At 62.2% G+C, this 17,638-nt stretch carries 16 protein-coding genes; 6 read left to right on the top strand and 10 right to left on the bottom strand.

The genetic code is table 11. The features are described from left to right. Positions 1 to 129 precede the first annotated feature (129 nt). The 3 genes from cysN to ASD03_RS02300 are packed head-to-tail and all read right to left on the bottom strand — an operon-like array spanning position 130 to position 3,390. Positions 130 to 1,635, bottom strand: coding sequence for a sulfate adenylyltransferase subunit CysN (gene cysN, locus ASD03_RS02310; protein ID WP_025426223.1), 1,506 nt, complete (start codon positions 1,633 to 1,635; stop codon positions 130 to 132). After that, positions 1,635 to 2,588 (bottom strand): sulfate adenylyltransferase subunit CysD, encoded by a 954-nt coding sequence (cysD, locus tag ASD03_RS02305; RefSeq protein ID WP_025426224.1) that lies wholly within the window; start codon positions 2,586 to 2,588, stop codon positions 1,635 to 1,637. The genes cysN and cysD overlap by 1 nt, the downstream gene beginning before the upstream one ends. 46 nt (positions 2,589 to 2,634) lie before the next feature. Then, the gene (locus ASD03_RS02300) at positions 2,635 to 3,390 is read right to left on the bottom strand and encodes a phosphoadenylyl-sulfate reductase (RefSeq protein ID WP_025426225.1); all 756 of its coding nucleotides are present in this window, start codon (positions 3,388 to 3,390) and stop codon (positions 2,635 to 2,637) included. 462 nt (positions 3,391 to 3,852) lie between these two features. Between ASD03_RS02300 and ASD03_RS02295 the strand changes: the two genes are divergently transcribed. Beyond that, complete coding sequence (locus tag ASD03_RS02295) at positions 3,853 to 4,242, top strand: DUF6152 family protein (RefSeq protein WP_025426226.1); 390 nt, start codon at positions 3,853 to 3,855, stop codon at positions 4,240 to 4,242. After that, positions 4,239 to 4,718, top strand: a complete 480-nt coding sequence (locus ASD03_RS02290; RefSeq protein WP_025426227.1) for a hypothetical protein — start codon at positions 4,239 to 4,241, stop codon at positions 4,716 to 4,718. Before ASD03_RS02295 ends, ASD03_RS02290 begins: the two co-directional genes overlap by 4 nt. Before the next feature lie 8 nt (positions 4,719 to 4,726). Here ASD03_RS02290 and ASD03_RS02285 read toward each other — a convergent pair whose 3' ends face one another. The 6 genes from ASD03_RS02285 to betI (ASD03_RS02260) all read right to left on the bottom strand — a co-directional run bounded on the left by ASD03_RS02285 (position 4,727) and on the right by betI (ASD03_RS02260) (position 12,116). After that, entirely contained in the window at positions 4,727 to 5,362 is a 636-nt protein-coding gene (locus ASD03_RS02285; RefSeq protein ID WP_025426228.1) for a flavodoxin family protein, read from the bottom strand. A gap of 149 nt (positions 5,363 to 5,511) precedes the next feature. Beyond that, a complete protein-coding gene (locus ASD03_RS02280; protein WP_025426229.1) occupies positions 5,512 to 6,408 on the bottom strand; it encodes a sigma-70 family RNA polymerase sigma factor in 897 nt (298 codons plus the stop codon). A gap of 236 nt (positions 6,409 to 6,644) precedes the next feature. Next, positions 6,645 to 8,294: a choline dehydrogenase gene (gene betA / locus ASD03_RS02275; RefSeq protein ID WP_025426230.1), complete on the bottom strand. Its 1,650-nt coding sequence runs from the start codon at positions 8,292 to 8,294 to the stop codon at positions 6,645 to 6,647. A 222-nt stretch (positions 8,295 to 8,516) separates the two neighbouring features. After that, positions 8,517 to 9,980: a betaine-aldehyde dehydrogenase gene (gene betB, locus ASD03_RS02270; protein ID WP_025426231.1), complete on the bottom strand. Its 1,464-nt coding sequence runs from the start codon at positions 9,978 to 9,980 to the stop codon at positions 8,517 to 8,519. Between the two features lies 1 nt (position 9,981). Further along, positions 9,982 to 11,517, bottom strand: coding sequence for a choline-sulfatase (gene betC / locus ASD03_RS02265; protein WP_025426232.1), 1,536 nt, complete (start codon positions 11,515 to 11,517; stop codon positions 9,982 to 9,984). Further along, a complete protein-coding gene (gene betI / locus ASD03_RS02260; protein ID WP_025426233.1) occupies positions 11,514 to 12,116 on the bottom strand; it encodes a transcriptional regulator BetI in 603 nt (200 codons plus the stop codon). Before betI (ASD03_RS02260) ends, betC begins: the two co-directional genes overlap by 4 nt. A gap of 145 nt (positions 12,117 to 12,261) precedes the next feature. On the opposite strand from betI (ASD03_RS02260), the gene ASD03_RS02255 reads away from it, so the two are divergent. Next, positions 12,262 to 12,810, top strand: coding sequence for an HdeD family acid-resistance protein (locus ASD03_RS02255; RefSeq protein ID WP_025426234.1), 549 nt, complete (start codon positions 12,262 to 12,264; stop codon positions 12,808 to 12,810). 467 nt (positions 12,811 to 13,277) lie between these two features. Beyond that, on the top strand, positions 13,278 to 15,074 hold the full coding sequence (locus ASD03_RS02250; protein WP_057212554.1) for a GGDEF domain-containing protein: 1,797 nt from the start codon (positions 13,278 to 13,280) through the stop codon (positions 15,072 to 15,074). A 52-nt stretch (positions 15,075 to 15,126) separates the two neighbouring features. On the opposite strand, the gene betI (ASD03_RS02245) is transcribed toward ASD03_RS02250, so the two are convergent. Then, the gene (gene betI / locus ASD03_RS02245) at positions 15,127 to 15,717 is read right to left on the bottom strand and encodes a transcriptional regulator BetI (protein WP_025426236.1); all 591 of its coding nucleotides are present in this window, start codon (positions 15,715 to 15,717) and stop codon (positions 15,127 to 15,129) included. A gap of 104 nt (positions 15,718 to 15,821) precedes the next feature. Between betI (ASD03_RS02245) and ASD03_RS02240 the strand changes: the two genes are divergently transcribed. Together ASD03_RS02240 and ASD03_RS02235 are read left to right on the top strand one after the other, a co-directional pair. Continuing rightward, a complete protein-coding gene (locus ASD03_RS02240; protein ID WP_025426237.1) occupies positions 15,822 to 16,757 on the top strand; it encodes a choline ABC transporter substrate-binding protein in 936 nt (311 codons plus the stop codon). A gap of 2 nt (positions 16,758 to 16,759) precedes the next feature. Beyond that, a complete protein-coding gene (locus ASD03_RS02235; RefSeq protein ID WP_244494606.1) occupies positions 16,760 to 17,614 on the top strand; it encodes an alpha/beta hydrolase in 855 nt (284 codons plus the stop codon). Positions 17,615 to 17,638 lie beyond the last annotated feature (24 nt).

Raw genomic sequence — 17,638 nt, 5'->3', positions numbered from 1 at the left:
TTTGGAAGTAGTGCGGCAGGTCGTTTCGGGAAGAGGCGGTAGGAGCAATCTGGCGAGGCATCAAAAATAGATCAGCAGAAACGGAAAAAGGGCCCTCGTGGGCCCTTTCTGATCTTGGGGGAGTGGCGATCAGCCGTCGATCGTGTCGATGATCTCGCTCGCGCGGCCAGCGCTGACGCGACGCACTTCTGCATCCTCGCGACGACCCGCAAACAGCTCGGTTGCCATCAGCTGGTCGGCGAGATCGGCGGGCAGCGACAGGATCACGCGGGCGTCTTCCGTATGGATGCCGCCGAGCGCCGAGCGCTTGGCCGTGATCATGCCGCCGGCCACCGTGTTGTTGGTGTCGGGATCGATCAGGATGAAGGCGCCGGTCGTCCGATTCTGCTCATAAGGGTCGAAGATCGCCTGTTCGTCGAAGGCAAGGTGAACCTTGCCGATGGCGTTCATCGGCAACTGGTCTGCGTGCTCCCACTTGCCCGTCTTCAGGTCCAGCTGGCTTGCCGGCTGCACCTGCACACGCTGGCGGCGGCTGCCGCTTTTCAGCCAGTAGCGCTTGCCCGGCTGGATGCCATCAGGCTGCAGCGCAACGATCTGGGCGTCGAAGGCAAGGCCCGTCAGCGGCTGGCTGTCGATGGCGACGATCATGTCGCCGCGCGAAACGTCGACCTGGCGGTCGAGCACCAGGGTGATGGCATCGCCGGCGACCGCAGCGTTGCGCACGAGGTCGAAGGTGACGATCTTGGTGACGTTGGCAACCATGCCCGAGGGCAGGATCACGACGCTGTCGCCGGGCTTGACCGCGCCGCCGGCAACCGTTCCCTGGTAGCCGCGGAAGCTTTCGCCCGGGCGCGAGACGCGCTGCACCGGCAGGCGGAAGCCGACGGTCTGGGAGGAGCGTGTCGTCGCCAGTTCAAGCACTTCGACCAGTGTCGGGCCATCGTACCAGGGCATCGAAGCGCGGCCGTCGTAAACGACGTTCTCGCCCTTCAGTGCCGAAAGCGGAATTGCCGTGACCTGGCGCACGCCGAGCGATAGCGCCAGCTCACGAAACTCGTGGCTGATCTGGTCGAACCGGGCGCGGTCATAGTCCGTCAGGTCGATCTTGTTGACCGCCAGAACGAACTGCTTGATGCCCATCAGGGTCGCGATCGTCGCGTGCCGCCGAGTCTGCTCGAGCAGGCCGACGCGGGCGTCGACCAGCAACACCGCGAGGTCGGCCGTCGACGCGCCGGTTGCCATGTTGCGGGTATATTGCTCATGGCCGGGTGTGTCGGCGACGATGAAGGAGCGCTTGTCGGTGGAGAAATACCGATAGGCGACGTCGATGGTGATGCCCTGTTCGCGCTCGGCCTGCAGGCCGTCGAGCAGGAGCGCGAAGTCCGGCAGGCCGAGATCGTTCTGCTTGCCGTTGGAATCACGCCGCAGCGTCGCCGCCTGATCTTCCTTGACCGCCTTGGTATCCCAAAGCAGTCGACCGATCAGCGTCGATTTCCCGTCGTCGACCGAGCCGCAGGTGATGAGGCGAAGGGGGCGGCTGTCGCGCGTTGCGCGGACCGATTCGGACGCCGGAAACGCCAGAACGTGAGCGGCTGCGTCTTCCTGAACGGCATTCGCGGTTGCTGGTGCGGTCATCAGAAATATCCTTCGCGTTTTTTCTTTTCCATCGAACCGGATTGGTCACGGTCGATGGCGCGGCCCTGGCGTTCGGATACGGTCGCGGTTTCAAGTTCGGAGATGATGTCGTCGAGCGACGTGGCGTCGGAGCGGATGGCGCCGGTCAGCGGGAAGCATCCGAGCGTACGGAAGCGGATCACTTCCTCGCGCTTGGCCTCACCCGGCAGCAGTTCGAGACGCGGGTCTTCGGCAAGGATCATCATGCCGTCGCGTTCGACGACCGGCCGTTTCTTGGCGAAATAAAGCGGCACGATCGGAATGTCTTCGGCCTGGATGTAGCGCCAGATGTCGACCTCGGTCCAGTTCGACAGCGGGAAGGCGCGCACGCTCTCGCCCTTGCGCACCATGCCGTTATAGACGTTCCAAAGCTCGGGACGCTGGTTGCGTGGATCCCAGCGGTGGTCTGGGGTGCGGAAGGAGTAGATGCGCTCCTTGGCGCGCGAGGCCTCTTCGTCGCGGCGCGCGCCGCCGAAAGCGGCGTCATACTGGCCGGCGTCGAGCGCCTGGCGCAGCGCCTCGGTCTTCATGATGTCGGTGTAGAGCGCCGAACCGTGGCTGAACGGCGTGACGTTCTCCTGAGCGCCGCGCGGATTAACGTGCTCGATCAGGTCGAGGTCGTAGCGCTTCACGATCTCGTCGCGAAACGTGATCATCTCGGCAAACTTCCAGCCGGTGTTGACGTGCAGCAGCGGAAAGGGAACGCGGCCGGGATAGAAGGCCTTGCGCGCCAGGTGCAGCAGCACCGAGGAATCCTTGCCGATCGAGTAGAGCATGACAGGGCGTTCAAACTCGGTGGCCACTTCGCGGAAGATGTGGATCGCTTCGTTTTCGAGCGCCTTCAAATGCGGGTCAAGCGGCGGCTTGGTGCTCTGCGGATTGTGCAGTTCCGTTTCCGGATGGGTAAGAGGCATTTCAGTCTCCGGGAGGATCTTTGTCTTGGGAGGAGCGCGCCAGCCCTCAGGCGGCGCTGCTCGAAGTCGGGATGATGGAACTGGCGGTCTCTGGGACGTGAAGCCCGCATTCGCGCTTCTCGTCGTTTTCCCACCACCAGCGGCCGGCCCGTTCGGGCTCGCCCGGCTTGATGGCGCGGGTGCAGGGTTCGCAGCCGATCGAGGGATAACCGCGGGCATGCAGCGGGTTCACAGGAACGGCGTTGGCAGTGACGTAACTGCGGATGGTTTCGATGTCCCAGTCGGCGAGCGGATTGATCTTGATGAGGCCGCGCTCAGCATCCGCTTCGGCAAAGGGTGTCGCTGCCCGGTTGCCGGACTGGCCGCGGCGAAGCCCCGTCACCCAGTAGCTGGCGCCTTCGAGTGCGCGTGCAAGCGGCTTCAGCTTGCGCGCGTCACAACAGGCATGCCTGGCTTCGACGCTGTCATAAAAGCCGTTGGCACCATATTGCGCGGCATAGGCGTCGACGTCTGCCTTTTCCGGATGAAAACGCTTGATCAGGATGCCATAGGTCTCTTCGGTCTTGTCGATCAGCGCCACCGTCTCGTTGAAGAGGCGGCCGGTCTGCAGCGTGGCGACATCGACCGCCAGCTGGTTCTCGCCGATGACGGCCGTGATCACCTGATCTTCGATACCGAGCGACGTGGTAAAGACGGCACGGCCTTCAAGGCCGGCAACGAGCGCGAGACGTCCTGCGAGATCCAGGACTTCAAGCGCTTGGTTCAGAGCTTTCGCGGTGGCGTCGAGGGGTGACGTGGTCATGGCTGCGTCCTGTTCCAACTTGTCAGGAATATCGCAGCCGGGTGTGGCGAGGGACAGAAATAGCGGTTTCTAATGCTGGGCGTTTGGAGCAAATCTGCCTCTCAGATCGAAAAGCAGCGAAAAACGCAAGATAAGCTAGTAATTTACTAGACTTTATACTTCCTTTCGCGTCCTTGGCCCGGCCGTTACATGAAGAAGCGCGGCCCCTTCGGTCCGCGCTTCAACGGGCGATCGGTCAACGGTGCCGGTCAGAACTCTACTCAGGCCTTCTCCTGCTCGGCTTCCGGATTGCGAAAAGCAGCCGCAAGTCGGCGGCCGAGCACGGATGCGCGGGCCTAGCAACGACGACGTAGCGCTTGCCTCAAGGCCGGACCGCTCAAGATATGTTGAACGGCAGATGCTTTCCCATCCGTCGCTTCAGGTTCAATCTTGCGGGTTCCGAGGCAAATTGAGGAGTGGGAGATGATGAGGTCCTTTCCTGGCCGCGTTCTCGCCGGAAGCATCGTGACGTTGCTTCTGGTCACTGGCGCCTACGCTCATCACGGCTGGTCCTGGGCAGAGGCGGACCAGATCGAACTTGCCGGCACGATCCGTGAAATCTCGATGGCGCCGCCACATCCGACGCTTCAGGTCGAGACTGAAAAGGACGGGCTCTGGCGCGTCGAACTGGGCAATCCCAGACAGACGGAACGGTCCGGCTTCGTCGAAGGTGTCGCCAAAGTCGGCGATCAGATCGTGGTTCTGGGCAATCGCTCGCTCGATCCGAACGAGAAGCGCCTGAAGGCAGTCCGCGTCACCGTTGCCGGCAAGAGCTTCGACATCTATCCGGACCGCATCCGGACCGGTGGATGAGCGCGGCGGAACTGCTCGATTGGATTGCCGCCTGGCCGCTGGCGTCAGCGATGCGTCGATCCGCGATCCTCTATCTCGTCGTCAACGCGGCCCATATCTTGGCGATCGCGCTTTTGATCGGCGCGATCGTGCCTCTGGACCTGCGACTGCTCGGTTTCTTCGGGAACACTTCGCTGGAAGGGCTCGGGCCGTTTCTGTCGCGCGCTGCCGCGGTCGGTCTGGGTCTGGCGATCGTGACCGGTTTCTGCCTCTTTAGCGTTCGGCCGGCGGCTTATGCCGCGAATGCTGCCTTCCTCGCAAAGATCGGTCTGCTCGGGGTTGGCGCCGCCAATGCTATGACTGTGCATCTTGGCGGCGCCTGGCGGGCCGCCGTAAATGGCGGCCCGGTCTCATGGCGTCTTCGCGTATCCGCAGCCGTCTCGCTGACGGTGTGGCCGGCAGCACTTCTGGCTGGGCGCTGGATCGGCTTTCTCTGATGCCGATCCTATCGCTCGTTTGCCGTTCTCCACGCGGGGACGACCGGCTCCCGCTCGACCGTTCTGCCACGCACGAACTGCAACGTGGCCTCGGCGACGCGTTGGCCGAGATGCCGTGCTGTGGCGAGATCGGATGCCGGCGGCGCGAGATCGGCCCCCTGGTCGACATTCGACTGGGCGCCGGCGCCCAGCCAAAAGCCCAACCGGTTGAGATCATCAGGTGATCCGGTGGTCGAGTGGTTGGAAGGCGGCAGATCGAGGTTGATCCAGTGCATGCCGTGCTGGGCAGCAAAGAGTGCGAGCTGCATCAGCGTCGCGAGCTTGTCGCCGGAAGCGGTTCCCGAATTGGTGAAGCCGGCGGCGATCTTGTCTTTCCAGAGATAGCCTTTGGCCATTACAGCGTTGGAACTCGCTTCCTGAAAAGACTTGAACGCGGCCGACGGGCCTCCGACATAGGTTGGCGTGCCGAAGATGATCGCCTCGGCCGAGAGCAGATCGCTCCAGCGCGCCGGTGTGTCTTCAACGGTCAAGAGCAGGCACTGCGCGCCGTCGACCCGCTCGATACCGGTTTTGACAGCGTCAGCCTGCCGTGCCGTGTGTCCGTAGCCGCTGTGGTAGATGACGGCGATGCATATGTTGCTCATGGTTCGGTCTCCTTTGGTTTTGGTGGTGGATTTGTCGCGCGAGCGAAGGCGCGCGCCGTCGGCGCGTGCCAGGTTTGCTGAAGCGTTGGTCAGGGTCGGTTGACGGAGCTGTCGGCTCCAACGATTTTTAGGGCGCGGCCACCCGCCGTTCAGTGAACGGCATGGCCACCGAAATGTCGCAGTGTTTCCGGGAGATGTTTGAGCTTCTCCGGATTGCGGGTGACGTAGATGGCGGTGATCCGATCCTGCTCGATCTCAAGGGCAGTGGTCTGCAGGATCTCTCCGTCTTCGATGGTGATGAAACCGGGCAGCCCATTGATGAAATCGTAACGCACCAGCCGCGACATCGTCTGGGCAAAGATCAGCGCCAGCGAGGCGTGCAGCTTCATCACCTTGTCTAGGCCGACGATCGGCCGTCTTGGTGCCACCGTCTTACCGCCACCATCGGCATAGACGATCGCCTCGGTCGCAAGCAGCGAACGAAGCTGCTGCATGTCGCCGCCACGCGACGCCGCGAAGAAGGCGGAGGCGATTTCCAGGCCCTGTTCCCGTGGCATCGCAAAGCGGCGTCGGGCATTGCGGATATTGACGCGGGCGCGGCTGGCGAGCTGGCGGCAGGCCGCCGGCTTGCGGCCGATCGTCTCGCCAATTTCATCGAAGCTGACGCCGAAGACATCGTGCAGCAGGAAGGCAGCCCGTTCGAGCGGCGACAGACGCTCCAGCGCCATCATCAGCGGCAGGGTGATGTCGTCGAGGTCGTCGCTCTCCTCGACGATCGGTTCCGGCAGCCACGGCCCGAGATAGGTTTCGCGCCGCCGTCGTGCCGACTTCAACTGATCGAGGCAAAGGCGCGTCACGATCCGGCGCAGAAACGCCGATGGTTCCTTGACGGTCACACGGTCGGTGTCCAGCCAGCGCAGGAATGCCTCCTGGACGATGTCCTCGGCCTCGCTGACCGAACCCAGCATCCGATAGGCAATGCGGATCAGTCGCGGACGCAGCGGGTCGAAGCTCGTTTTGACGTCTTCGTCGGTCATCTCGGTCATCACATCCCCCACTGCCGTGCGGTGCAGGCGGTCAAGCAATGGCCAGCGCGCAGGCGGAGCCATGATGGCATTGCCGCAGCGGTTGCGACAAGCGGATCGAGCTTCGCTGTCATGTTCGTCTCCTTCATCTCGGGCACTTGAGAAGACAGGACGAGATAGCGTCAATGAATGTGACATGCCGCAGACGTTGCGGCAGTCGAATGCCGGGGAAAACGTGCCTCGTGGCGCAGGCGATCCTATCTGTCGCTGACGGCCCAGCGCGGATTGATCCAGGGCTCCTGATTGGACCGGGCAAGCGGTTGCTTGCCGAGGATATGGTCGGCTGCCTTTTCGCCGGTCATGATCGAGGGGCTGTTGAGATTGCCATAGGTCACGTGCGGGAAGATCGAGGAGTCCGCGACGCGCAAACCATCGACGCCGATCACCCGCGTCTCCGGGTCGACCACGGCCATTGGGTCGTCCTTGGCACCCATCCGGCAGGTGCCGCAGGGGTGGTAGGCGCTTTCCAGGTGTTCGCGCAGGAAGGCGTCGATCTCATCGTCCGTCTGCACCTTCTCGCCCGGCTGGATCTCCGGCCCGCGATACTGGTCGAAGGCCCGCTGGCCGAAGATCTCGCGGGTGAGGCGCACGCAGTGGCGGAACTTCTCCCAATCCTCCGGGTGGCTCATATAGTTGAAGCGGATCACCGGGTCGGCCATCGGATCGGAGGATCGCAGGGTGACGTTGCCGCGCGACTTCGACAGGTTGTAGCCCACATGCACCTGGAAGCCGTGGCTCTTGGCCGCCGCCTTGCCGTCATAGCTGATCGCGACCGGCAGGAAGTGATACTGGATATCGGGCTGCTTGACGCCCGGCGCCGAACGCAGGAAGGCGCAGGCCTCGAATTGGTTGGAGGCGCCGAGCCCACCTTTGGAGAGCAACCATTGTGCTCCGGCGACCCCCTGCCAGAACCACGGCAGCCAGGAATAGAGCGAGACCGGTTTGGTCGAGACCTGCTGGAAATAGAACTCCATATGGTCCTGAAGGTTGGCGCCGACACCGGGTCGATCGACCTTGACCTCTATGCCCATGTCCTTCAGGTGCTGTGCCGGGCCGATGCCGGACAGCATCAGCAGCTTCGGCGAGTTGAAGGAGGAGGCGGAGACGATCACCTCGCGGTTCGCCTTGACGATCTCGATCTTGCCGCCGCGCTCGATCTCGACGCCGGTCGCCCGGCGGTTCTCGATCACCACCTTGCGGGCAAAACAGCGCATGAGCGAAACGTTGGGCCGCTTCAGAGCCGGGCGGAGATAGGCGTTGGCGGCGGACCAGCGGCGCCCCTGCCAGACGGTCTGCTCCATCAGGCCGAAGCCTTCCTGCTTGGAGCCGTTGTAGTCGTTGGTAAGCTCGAAGCCCGCCTGCTCGCCCGCTTCAATGAAGGCATGGAACAGTGGGTTGGTCACCGGCCCGCGCTTGACGTGCAACGGCCCGTCGGTCCCGCGCCAGCCGACCTCGCCTCCGTGCGAATGCTCCATGCGCTTGAAGTAGGGAAGCACGTCGGCATAGGCCCAGCCACGTGCGCCCAGGTCCTCCCAGCGATTGAAATCCTCGGCATGGCCGCGCACGTAGACAAGGCCGTTGATCGAGGAGGAGCCGCCGATGACCTTGCCGCGCGGCGCGGTGATGCGCCGGTTGTTGAGGTTCGGCTCGGGTTCGGAATGATAGCCCCAGTTGTAGCGGTCCATGCTCATCGGCCAGGCAAGTGCTGCCGGCATCTGGATGAACGGCCCGATGTCCGAACCGCCATATTCGAGCACGATTACGGAATGCTTGCCGTCCTGCGAGAGGCGGTAGGCGAGCGCCGAACCGGCCGAGCCGGAGCCGATGATGATGTAGTCTGCCTGCATGATCGTGCTCTTTCTTCTGCGTCTCTAAACCGGCCGGTACCGTGCCTCTACCTCTGTCCCCTCATTCCTGTGCTTGTCACAGGAATCCAGCCAAGCGACGTCTGTCGCTTGAGGGAGTCTTTCGCGCCACCGACGTGGCGCTGCTGGATCCCCGGAACTCGCTTCGCTCACCCGAGGATGAGGGAGCGAATCAGATGCGTCCCGAGGAAGGCCGCTTGAACCTCAATACGGCGCCTGCACCGGGCTCATGCCGACGTAGACGGTCTTCAACTCGCTGTAATGGTTGAGCGCCGCCACGGAATTCTCGCGCCCGAAACCGGATTGCTTGGAGCCGCCGAAGGGGATCTCGACCGGGCAGAGATTGTAGGTGTTGATCCAGAGCGTGCCGGCTTCGAGTTGGTCGACGACGCGGTGGGCGCGGGTGATGTCGGCGGTGAAGACGCCGGCCGACAGGCCGAATTCGGTGGCATTGGCGCGCGCGACGACATCAGCCTCGCTTTCGAAGTCGAGAACGCACATCACAGGGCCGAAGATCTCTTCGCGCGCGATGGTCATGTCGTCGGTGACGTCGGCAAAGACGGTCGGCTGGATATAGGTGCCGTCGGCACTGACCGCATTCGGAATGCCGCCGCCGGTGACCAGACGCGCGCCCTCGGCTTTGCCCTTTTCGATATAGGAGAAGACCTTGTCGCGTTGCGCGCCCGACACCATCGGCCCGAGCTGGGTGGCTTCGTCCATCGGGTCGCCGATGACGATCGCTTCAGTGCGCGCCTTGAGGCGATCGAGGAACGCATCCTTGATGCCCTTCTGGACGAAGACGCGGGTGCCGTTCGAGCAGACCTGGCCGGTGGAATAGAAGTTGCCGAGCATGGCGCCGCCGATGGCGCTTTCGAGATCGGCATCGTCGAAGACGATCAGCGGCGACTTGCCGCCGAGCTCCATCGTTACGTGGCGAAGACCGGCAGCTGCCGCCTCATACACCTTGCGGCCCGTCGGCACCGAGCCGGTGAGCGATACCTTGGCGACATCGGGGTGGTTGACGAGCAGCGGACCGGTCGTCCGATCGCCCTGGATGACGTTGTAGAGGCCCTTGGGAAGGCCCGCCTCGATCAGGATCTCGGCGATCTTGAGGGCGCCGAGTGGGGTATTCTCCGATGGCTTGAAGACCATGGCGTTGCCGGCGGCAAGCGCCGGCGCACCCTTCCAGCAGGCGATCTGCTGCGGATAATTCCAGGCGCCGATGCCGACGCAGACGCCGAGCGGCACACGCTTGGTATAGGCGAAATCGCCGCCGAGCGGAATGTAGTCGCCGTTGAGCGCTGTGGCGATGACGCCGCCGAAGAATTCGAACGAGTCGGCGCCCGATGTCGGGTCGGCGACGATCGTCTCCTGGATCGGCTTGCCGGTGTCGAGCGTTTCGAGCTCGGAAAGCTCGCGGTTGCGCTCGCGCATGATCTCGGCGGCGCGCTTCAAGATGCGGCCGCGGGCAGTCGGGCTCATGGCCGCCCATTCCGGTTGCGCGCGCTTGGCAGCGGCAATCGCCTTTTCGACGATCGCGGGCGTTGCCGCATGCAGCCGGGCGATCACCTCGCCGGTTGCGGGATAGATGCTCTCGAAGACGGTGCCGGCAATGTCCTCGACATACTCGCCATCGATGAAGTGCGAGGCTTGCGGTTGGGCTCTCATGTCATTCTCCCCGCGGATAGCGTTTGGATTCCTCGAGATTGTCGAGGTTCATGTGGTTGCGCATGTAGCGCTCGGATGCTTTTTGCAGCGGCTGATGGTCCCACGGATAATAGGCGCCGTTCCTCAGTGCCTCGTAGACCACCCAGCGCCGGGCCTGGCTCTCGCGCACGGCGCCATCGAAGGCCTCCATGTCCCAGTGGGCGGCGCACATGTCGCGAAACGCATTCAGCGTTGCCGCCTGCACCGGTGTCTCCGGGTTTGCCGCGAGGTTCTTCAGCTCCAGCGGATCGGCTTCGAGATCATAGAGCTGATCCGGGTCGAGCGCGCAGTGGATATATTTCCATTTGCCCTTGCGAATGGCGACCAGCGGCGCGTGGGACGCTTCCGCAGCATACTCCATGAGCACCGGCTCGGTGCGCTCCTCGCCATTGATGACAGGCACGAGGCTGATGCCATCAGTCCAGGGCTTCACCTCGTCCATCGAGATGCCGGCGAGGTCGCAAAGCGTCGGGGTTACGTCGAGGTTCGACGTCGGCGTCAGGTGCAGGCCGGGCGCAACGGCGGGTCCGGCCGCCATCAGGGGCACGCGCGCCGAGCCTTCGAAGAAGTTCATCTTGAACCACAGGCCGCGCTCGCCCAGCATGTCGCCATGGTCGGAGCAGAACAGGATCAGAGTGTTGTCGAGCATCCGGGTGCGCGTCAGCGTGTCGACAAGTTCGCCGACCTTTTCGTCGAGATAGGAAATATTGGCGAAATAGGCGCGGCGCGAGCGGCGGATATTGTCCTCGGTCAAGTCGAAATTGACGTAGTCGCAGGAATGCATGATCCGCTTCGAGTGCGGATCCTGGTCCTCCTCCGGCAGCATGCCGACCTCTGGCAGAAGATGCTCGCAATCCTCGTAGAGATCCCAGAATTTCTTTCGTGCGACATAGGGGTCGTGCGGGTGGGTGAAGGAGACGGTCAGGCACCAGGGGCGGCGGCCCGCGTCGTCGTTTTCGCGCGACAGCTGGTAGAGCTTCTGGTTGGCGAGAAAGGCGACCTCGTCGTCATACTCCATCTGGTTGGTGATCTCGGCGGCGCCGGCGCCGGTGACGGAGCCGAGATTGTGATACCACCAGTCGATGCGCTCGCCCGGCTTGCGATAATCCGGCGTCCAGCCGAAATCGGCGGGATAGATATCGGTCGTCAGCCGCTCCTCGAAACCATGCAATTGATCAGGCCCGACGAAATGCATCTTGCCGGACAGTGCCGTGTAGTAGCCGGCGCGGCGCAGGTGATGTGCGTAGGTCGGGATCGAGGACTGGTATTCGGCGGCGTTGTCATAGACCCGGGTGCGGCTCGGCAGCTGGCCTGCCATGAACGAGGCGCGGGCAGGCGCGCAAAGCGGCGACGAGGTGTAGTTGTTGCGAAAGCGGGCGGAGCGGGCGGCGAGGCTCTTCAGGTTCGGCGCATGCAGGAATTCCGCCGGACCGTCGGGAAAGAATTTTCCGTTCAGCTGGTCGACCATAATGATCAGGATATTAGGTCTGGCGGTCATATGGCCCGTCCTTGGCGGTGGAGCTGGTCGAGAAGCGAGGTGACGTAGTCTTCCGTCAGCGCGATCGAGGCTTCGATGCCGATCGGCGCAGAGCGCAGACTCTGGCGGATGTAGAGCCCGTCGATCATCGCAGCTGCGCCTTCCGCGATGCGTTCCGCGTCATCGACGGGACAAAGCGCCTTGAGGCTCGCCATCAGGTTGGAGCGCAACCGCCGGGCGTAGACGACGAGGAACCGGCGGACGTCTTCCGAGCGCTGCGCCTCGGAATAGAAGGCGAGCCAAGCGGCGATGGTGTCGGGCGCAAACTGGCTTGCCTGGAACGAAACGCGGATCAACGCGCTCAGTTTCTCACGCGGTGTAATCGCTGCACTCAGCGCCGTCACCGTATCGTCGCGCAGTTGCCTTAGAAGACTGCGCACGGTCTCGATCAGCAATTGCTCCTTGCTGCCGAAATAGTGATGGGCAAGGGAAGGGGAGACACCGGCACGGCGGGCGATGTCGGACATGGTGACGGCGAGCGTGCCCTGATCGCCGATCACGCGCAGCGCCGCATCCACCAGCGCCTTGCGGCGCACAGGCTCCATCCCGACCTTGGGCATCCGTCTCTCCCTCGATGATGGTCAGTTTATTTTTGATTGACTCATCAATCAATAAAAATTTGCGATGTTTTCTCTTTCTTTTTTCGGAGAAATCCGGCTCAATCCGATGGTAGAGTTCTGGATATCAGAAGGACTGGAGGTTGAAATGACCCATGCATTCGATCCGGCTGGCAAGGCGGCGGTTGCCGGCAAATGGGGATGGTTCGTCGCGCTCGGCGTGCTGTTGATCATGTGTGGCGGCCTTGCCTTCGGCAATCTGCTGATGGCGACGGTGGCCTCGGTCTATTATGTCGGGCTGATCATGCTCGTCGGCGGCCTGTTCAATCTCGCCCATGCCTTTCAGGTCAAGGGTTGGAACAGCGTGCTCTATTGGGTGCTGAGCGGCGCCTGCTACGCCATTGCCGGGCTCTTTGCCTTCATCAACCCGGTGCTGGCCTCCTCCGTCCTCACTTTCCTGATGGCCATCGCACTCGTCGTCGCCGGTTGCTTCCGGATCTGGGTCAGCTTCAAGCTGCGGCCGATCCAGGGCTGGGGATGGGTCGCGCTCGGCGGTCTGGTCACGCTCGCCGCCGGTCTGATCATTGCCGCCGGCTGGCCGGTCAACAGCCTCTGGATCCTCGGCCTGTTCCTGGCGGTCGATCTGGTGATGCAGGGTCTGTCGCTGATCGCCTTCGGGGTGTTGGCAAAAGGCTAGCGCACGGCTCGCTCGCCTTTGCCGTGTTCGGGTGGGATTGTAAGCAGAGCGTGCCTGTTGGCTGGCGTATTGGGAAGGCGACCGTGCGGGCCGCCCGTGTAACGACGCTCATCCCAGCGCTGATCGCCATCTCGGGTGTAGCGCTACAGGTGCCCCTGTCCGGCATGGCACTGATCCTGCTTGCAGTGTGACTGCTCTGGACCACGATGTTTGCGCTTGCCGCGATCTTTCTCGGTCGTGGCATGCACTCGTTATCGCATCACCTGAACCTGTTGCGACCAATTTTCCGCAGTTCGGGAAAATTCGATGAAACTACTGATTTTATTAGAAAGTTCGATAATGATCAGCGTGGGCGGAGCTGTCATATAGCTTTCATCAAAGCTTCATATTGGGGAAAGACTTCGTTGACTGTTGGTCGCCATCCTGCGGCCGTCCGATCGTCCGTTCTCAATCTTCTGGAGCCCGGCATGTCCGCCGCCCCCGCCGAAATTCTCTCGCTTCGCCGGTTCGGCGACGACCAGATCGTAACGCTTGCAAAGCTTGTGATCGAAAGCGCATTCCAGCCGATCGTCGAAGCGGCAACCGGTGCCGTGTTCGGCTACGAGTCACTGATGCGCGGCTTTCAAAAGCTGGGCTTTGCCTCGCCCTTGGAATTGCTCGACAAGGCGGAAGAGGCCGGCCAGTTGCTGGCGCTCGAGCATATGGTCAACAGTCGTGCCGTCGCAGGCTTCGCGACATTGCCGGAATTTTCCACCCGCACGCTGTTCCTGAATTTCGATTCCCGCCTGGTCGGCGGCGAAAACGCGATCGTCGAGCGCCTCGTCAATCACCTGAAGCGCGCCAACATCGCGCCGTCGTCCTTATGCTTCGAGCTGTCCGAACGTTTCGACAGCGGCAAGATGCCGGATTTCTCGGCGCTCGTGCGCGAACTGCGGCTGGCCGGATTCAAGCTGGCCATCGATGATTTCGGCGCCGGCTTCAATGGCCTCAAGCTGCTCTGCGATCAGCCCGTCGATTACGTGAAGATCGACCGGCATTTCATTTCCGGCATCGACGCCGATGCGCGCAAGCGCCACCTGGTGCGCCACACCGTCAACACCGCCCATGTGCTCGGCACCCGGGTCATCGCCGAAGGCGTCGAGACCGAGGCGGAGTTCCAGACCTGTCGCGATCTCGGCTGCGACCTCGTACAGGGCTATTTCATCGCCCGGCCGACGACGCACCTGAGCGAATTGCAGCCTGCCTATCCGCATTTGGCCTTGAATGGCGGCGGTCACCGCTCGTCGGCGACGCTCGACAGCATTCTGATCCGCAAGCAGATCGAACAGCTGCCGGCGGTGCGCGAAAGCGACGAACTCGAATCCGTGTTCGATCTGTTCCGGCTTAATCCCCGTCAGGCGTTCTTTCCGGTGCTCAACGCCAACGGCGAACCGCGCGGCATCCTGCACGAATATCACGTCAAGGAGATGATCTATCATCCCTTCGGCCGCGACCTGCTGAAGAACCGGCTCTACCAGCGCCGCATCTCGCATTTCGCAAGCCCGGCGCCGATCGCCGATCTCGATACGCCGGCCGACGAGATGCTGAAGATTTTCGCCGGCATGGACGGCAGCGATTGTGTGATCCTGACCGAGAATATGCGCTATGCAGGCATCCTGTCGGCATCGTCGCTGTTGAAGATCATCAACGAGAAGCAGTTGAAGACGGCGCAGGAGCAGAACCCCCTGACCGGATTGCCCGGCAATCGCGCCATCCGCGATTACGTTCAGGACGCGATCCTCGACGGCGATCAGCCGCGCTATTTCTGCTATTGCGACTTTGACGATTTCAAGCCGTTCAACGATACCTACGGTTTTCAGAAGGGCGATCTGGCGATTTCGCTTTTCGCCGCCCTGCTGCGGCGGCATTTCATTGGCGAAGAAAAGTTCCTCGGCCATGTCGGCGGCGACGATTTCTTCGTCGGCATCAGCGGTTGCACCGTCGATGAGCTGCAGGTCGTTCTTCACCGTCTACTCGACGATTTCGCCTCCGATGTCCGCCAGCTCTATCTACCGGAGCATCAGGCAGAGGGGCGTATCAGCGGTCATGGCCCCGATGGCACGGCCAAGGATTTTCCGCTGATGCGCTGTTCGATCGCCGTTCTCGGATTGCCGGAAGGTTTTGTGTTTTCGGACGGCCAAGCCGTCAGCGCCCGCATCGCCGAGATCAAGTCTCGTGCCAAGGCCAGCGCCAGCGGCCTCGTTCTGGAGGCGCTCGGCGTCTAACGCGTGGATGGGCAAACACGTTGCAGTCGGCAATGAGTGCCGCTGCGTCCATTTACGCCTGGGTTTTTGGCAGGCGATGGACCAGGTAGTCGCGCATCTGCGCAAGTGCCATGTCGCGTGTCAGCCCCCCTTCAGACTGCAGCCCGAGCCGCAGCCACAGCCCGTCGATCAACGATGTAATGGCAAGCGCCACATCTTCGCACTCGTTCGCAGGCAGGATGTGCGTCAGCGCCGACAGCAAGTTCGACCGCATCCTTGCGTGAATGATCTTCTGAATCCGCGCCAATTGCGGTTCGCGCGGCACTTCGGCGCAAAGCGATAGCCAGGCGTGGCAGACGGAAGGCTGGAAGAAGCGTTCCTCGAAATTGGCCTCAATGATCGCATCCATCCGCTCGAGCGGGGTACGTGCGCGATGCAGCCTCTCGACCACCGCTTCTTTCAAGGAAGCGTTCGCCTCGCGCATGGCATGCTCGAACAGTTCCTGCTTGCTGGCAAAATAATGCAGCACGATGCCCTTCGAGGCGCCGGCATGCGTCGCCACCTTTTCCAGGGTCGCCCCGGCCATTCCCTCTTTCTGCAGGACCTCAAAGGCCGCCCGCCGCAGCTCGCGGCGCCTGATCTCACTGATTTTCGTCAATCGCATGCGGTTTCTCCCAAGCGATTCTCACATTGACAATCTTTCCAGGAAGATCAATTGCTGACCCGTGGGTCAATTTGAAGTCCCGACGGACAATTGTGAGGATCGCGATGCTGCATTTGAAGAGCCTGATATTTGCCGCTGCTCTGTTGACGGCCACAAGTTCCGGCTTTGCCGGTGATCCGCAGGCATGCAAAAGCGTGCGGTTGGCGGAGCCCGGCTGGAATGACTTGGCCTTTACGACCGGCGTCGGGCTGAGCCTGCTGAAGGCGCTTGGATATGAGCCGGAAAGCAAGCTTCTCGGCATCGACGTCATCTATACGAGCCTGCGCAGCAAGGATCTCGACGTCTTTCTCGGCTACTGGGATCCGGCTATGGTCGCCTACTACAAGCCTTACCGGGAGGACGGTTCGGTCGAGACCGTGCGAACCAATCTTGAGGGGGCAAAATACACCTTTGCCGTTCCCGACTACGTCTGGGAAGCGGGCGTCAAGGATTTCTCGGATTTGAAACCCTTCTCCGACAAGTTCGAAAAGAAGATGTACGGCATCGAACCTGGCTCCAATCAACTGATGCTCGATGCCATCAAGGATCCAGATCTTGGTCTGGCAGACTGGGAAGTGGTCGAGTCGAGCGAGCAGGGCATGTTGTCCGAGGTGACGCGTCGGGTTCGTGACAAGGCCTTCATCGTATTCCAGGGCTGGGCGCCACATCCGATGAACACTGTATTTTCGATGAAGTACCTGACGGGTGGCGACAAGTTCTACGGTCCGAATTTTGGCGCGGCGACGGTGTCGACGCAGGTACGCAAGGGATACCTTCAGGAGTGCCCGAATGTCGCCCGCCTGTTGAACAATCTGGTTTTCGACGTCGATTTCGAGAACCGCGGCATGGGCTACCTGATGAATGACGGCCTGTCGCCCGATGAGGCAGGGGCTAAGTCGATCAAGGAAGAACCGCAGCGTCTGGAACCATGGCTCGCTGGCGTAACGACCTATGACGGGCAGCCGGGGCTGGCCGCGGTCAAAGCCGCGCTCGGTCTTTGATGGTGATCGATCAGCAGTCGTGGGCGGCCGCCAAGCGGCGAATAGAACTGCCCGGCGGCCAGCAGTTCACCTATGTCGATCACGGGCAGGGGCCGGTTCTCCTTCTCTTGCACGGCTACTCCGATACCAGCCGCAGTTTTTCCCTGATCGCGCCATCCTTAGGCGGATATCGCCTGATCATTCCAGATCTCGGCGGACACGGCGGTTCGATGCCCAGGGAAGGGATGTCGATTGCCGAACTCGCCCACGATGTCGATTGTCTGGCCGATCGCCTGGCCATTCACCAGTTTGTGCTTGTTGGTCATTCCATGGGAGCGATGATTGCTGTCGATATTGCCGCGCGCCGCCGGGAGGCGGTGCGTGCATTGATCCTGCTCTCGGGAAGCCTCAAGCCGGACTTTGGTCCGGGGACGGAGGTCGCCCGGGCGATACGCGGGCTCAAAGACCCGCTTGGTCCCGACGATGCCTTCTTCGACCGCTGGCATGCCTGCAGTCGGTCGGTCGACACGGCGTTCCTAAGGCATCTGCGCCGCGAAGCCGCAGCGATGCCGATGACGACTTGGCGAACGCTCCTTGATGCGCTCGCGGTGACGGATCTCAAATCGCGCGCGACTCATGTCAGAGCGCCGGTGCTGTGCATCGCCGGAGCACAGGATCCTCTTTTTGACATCGGGCATCGGCAGGTTCTTGCCGAGACCTTCGCCTCCGTGCGCTCCATCACGCTCGACGGCCATGGCCACAACCCGCATTGGGAGAGTCCTGCCGATGTCGCAGCGCTGATCCTCTCGTTTCTCGGCGATGAGGTCGGCCAACCCGGATCGACATCGGGCCTTTCCGCGACGCATGGGCGGCGCTAGGTATGACGCTTGAGAGTCCTTGAG

The organism is Ensifer sp. Root127, assembly GCF_001425225.1.
Classification (GTDB): Bacteria; Pseudomonadota; Alphaproteobacteria; order Rhizobiales; family Rhizobiaceae; genus Ensifer; species Ensifer canadensis.
The sequence above is the reverse complement of the archived record's forward strand: the minus strand, read 5'-3'. Positions and strand labels throughout refer to the sequence as shown.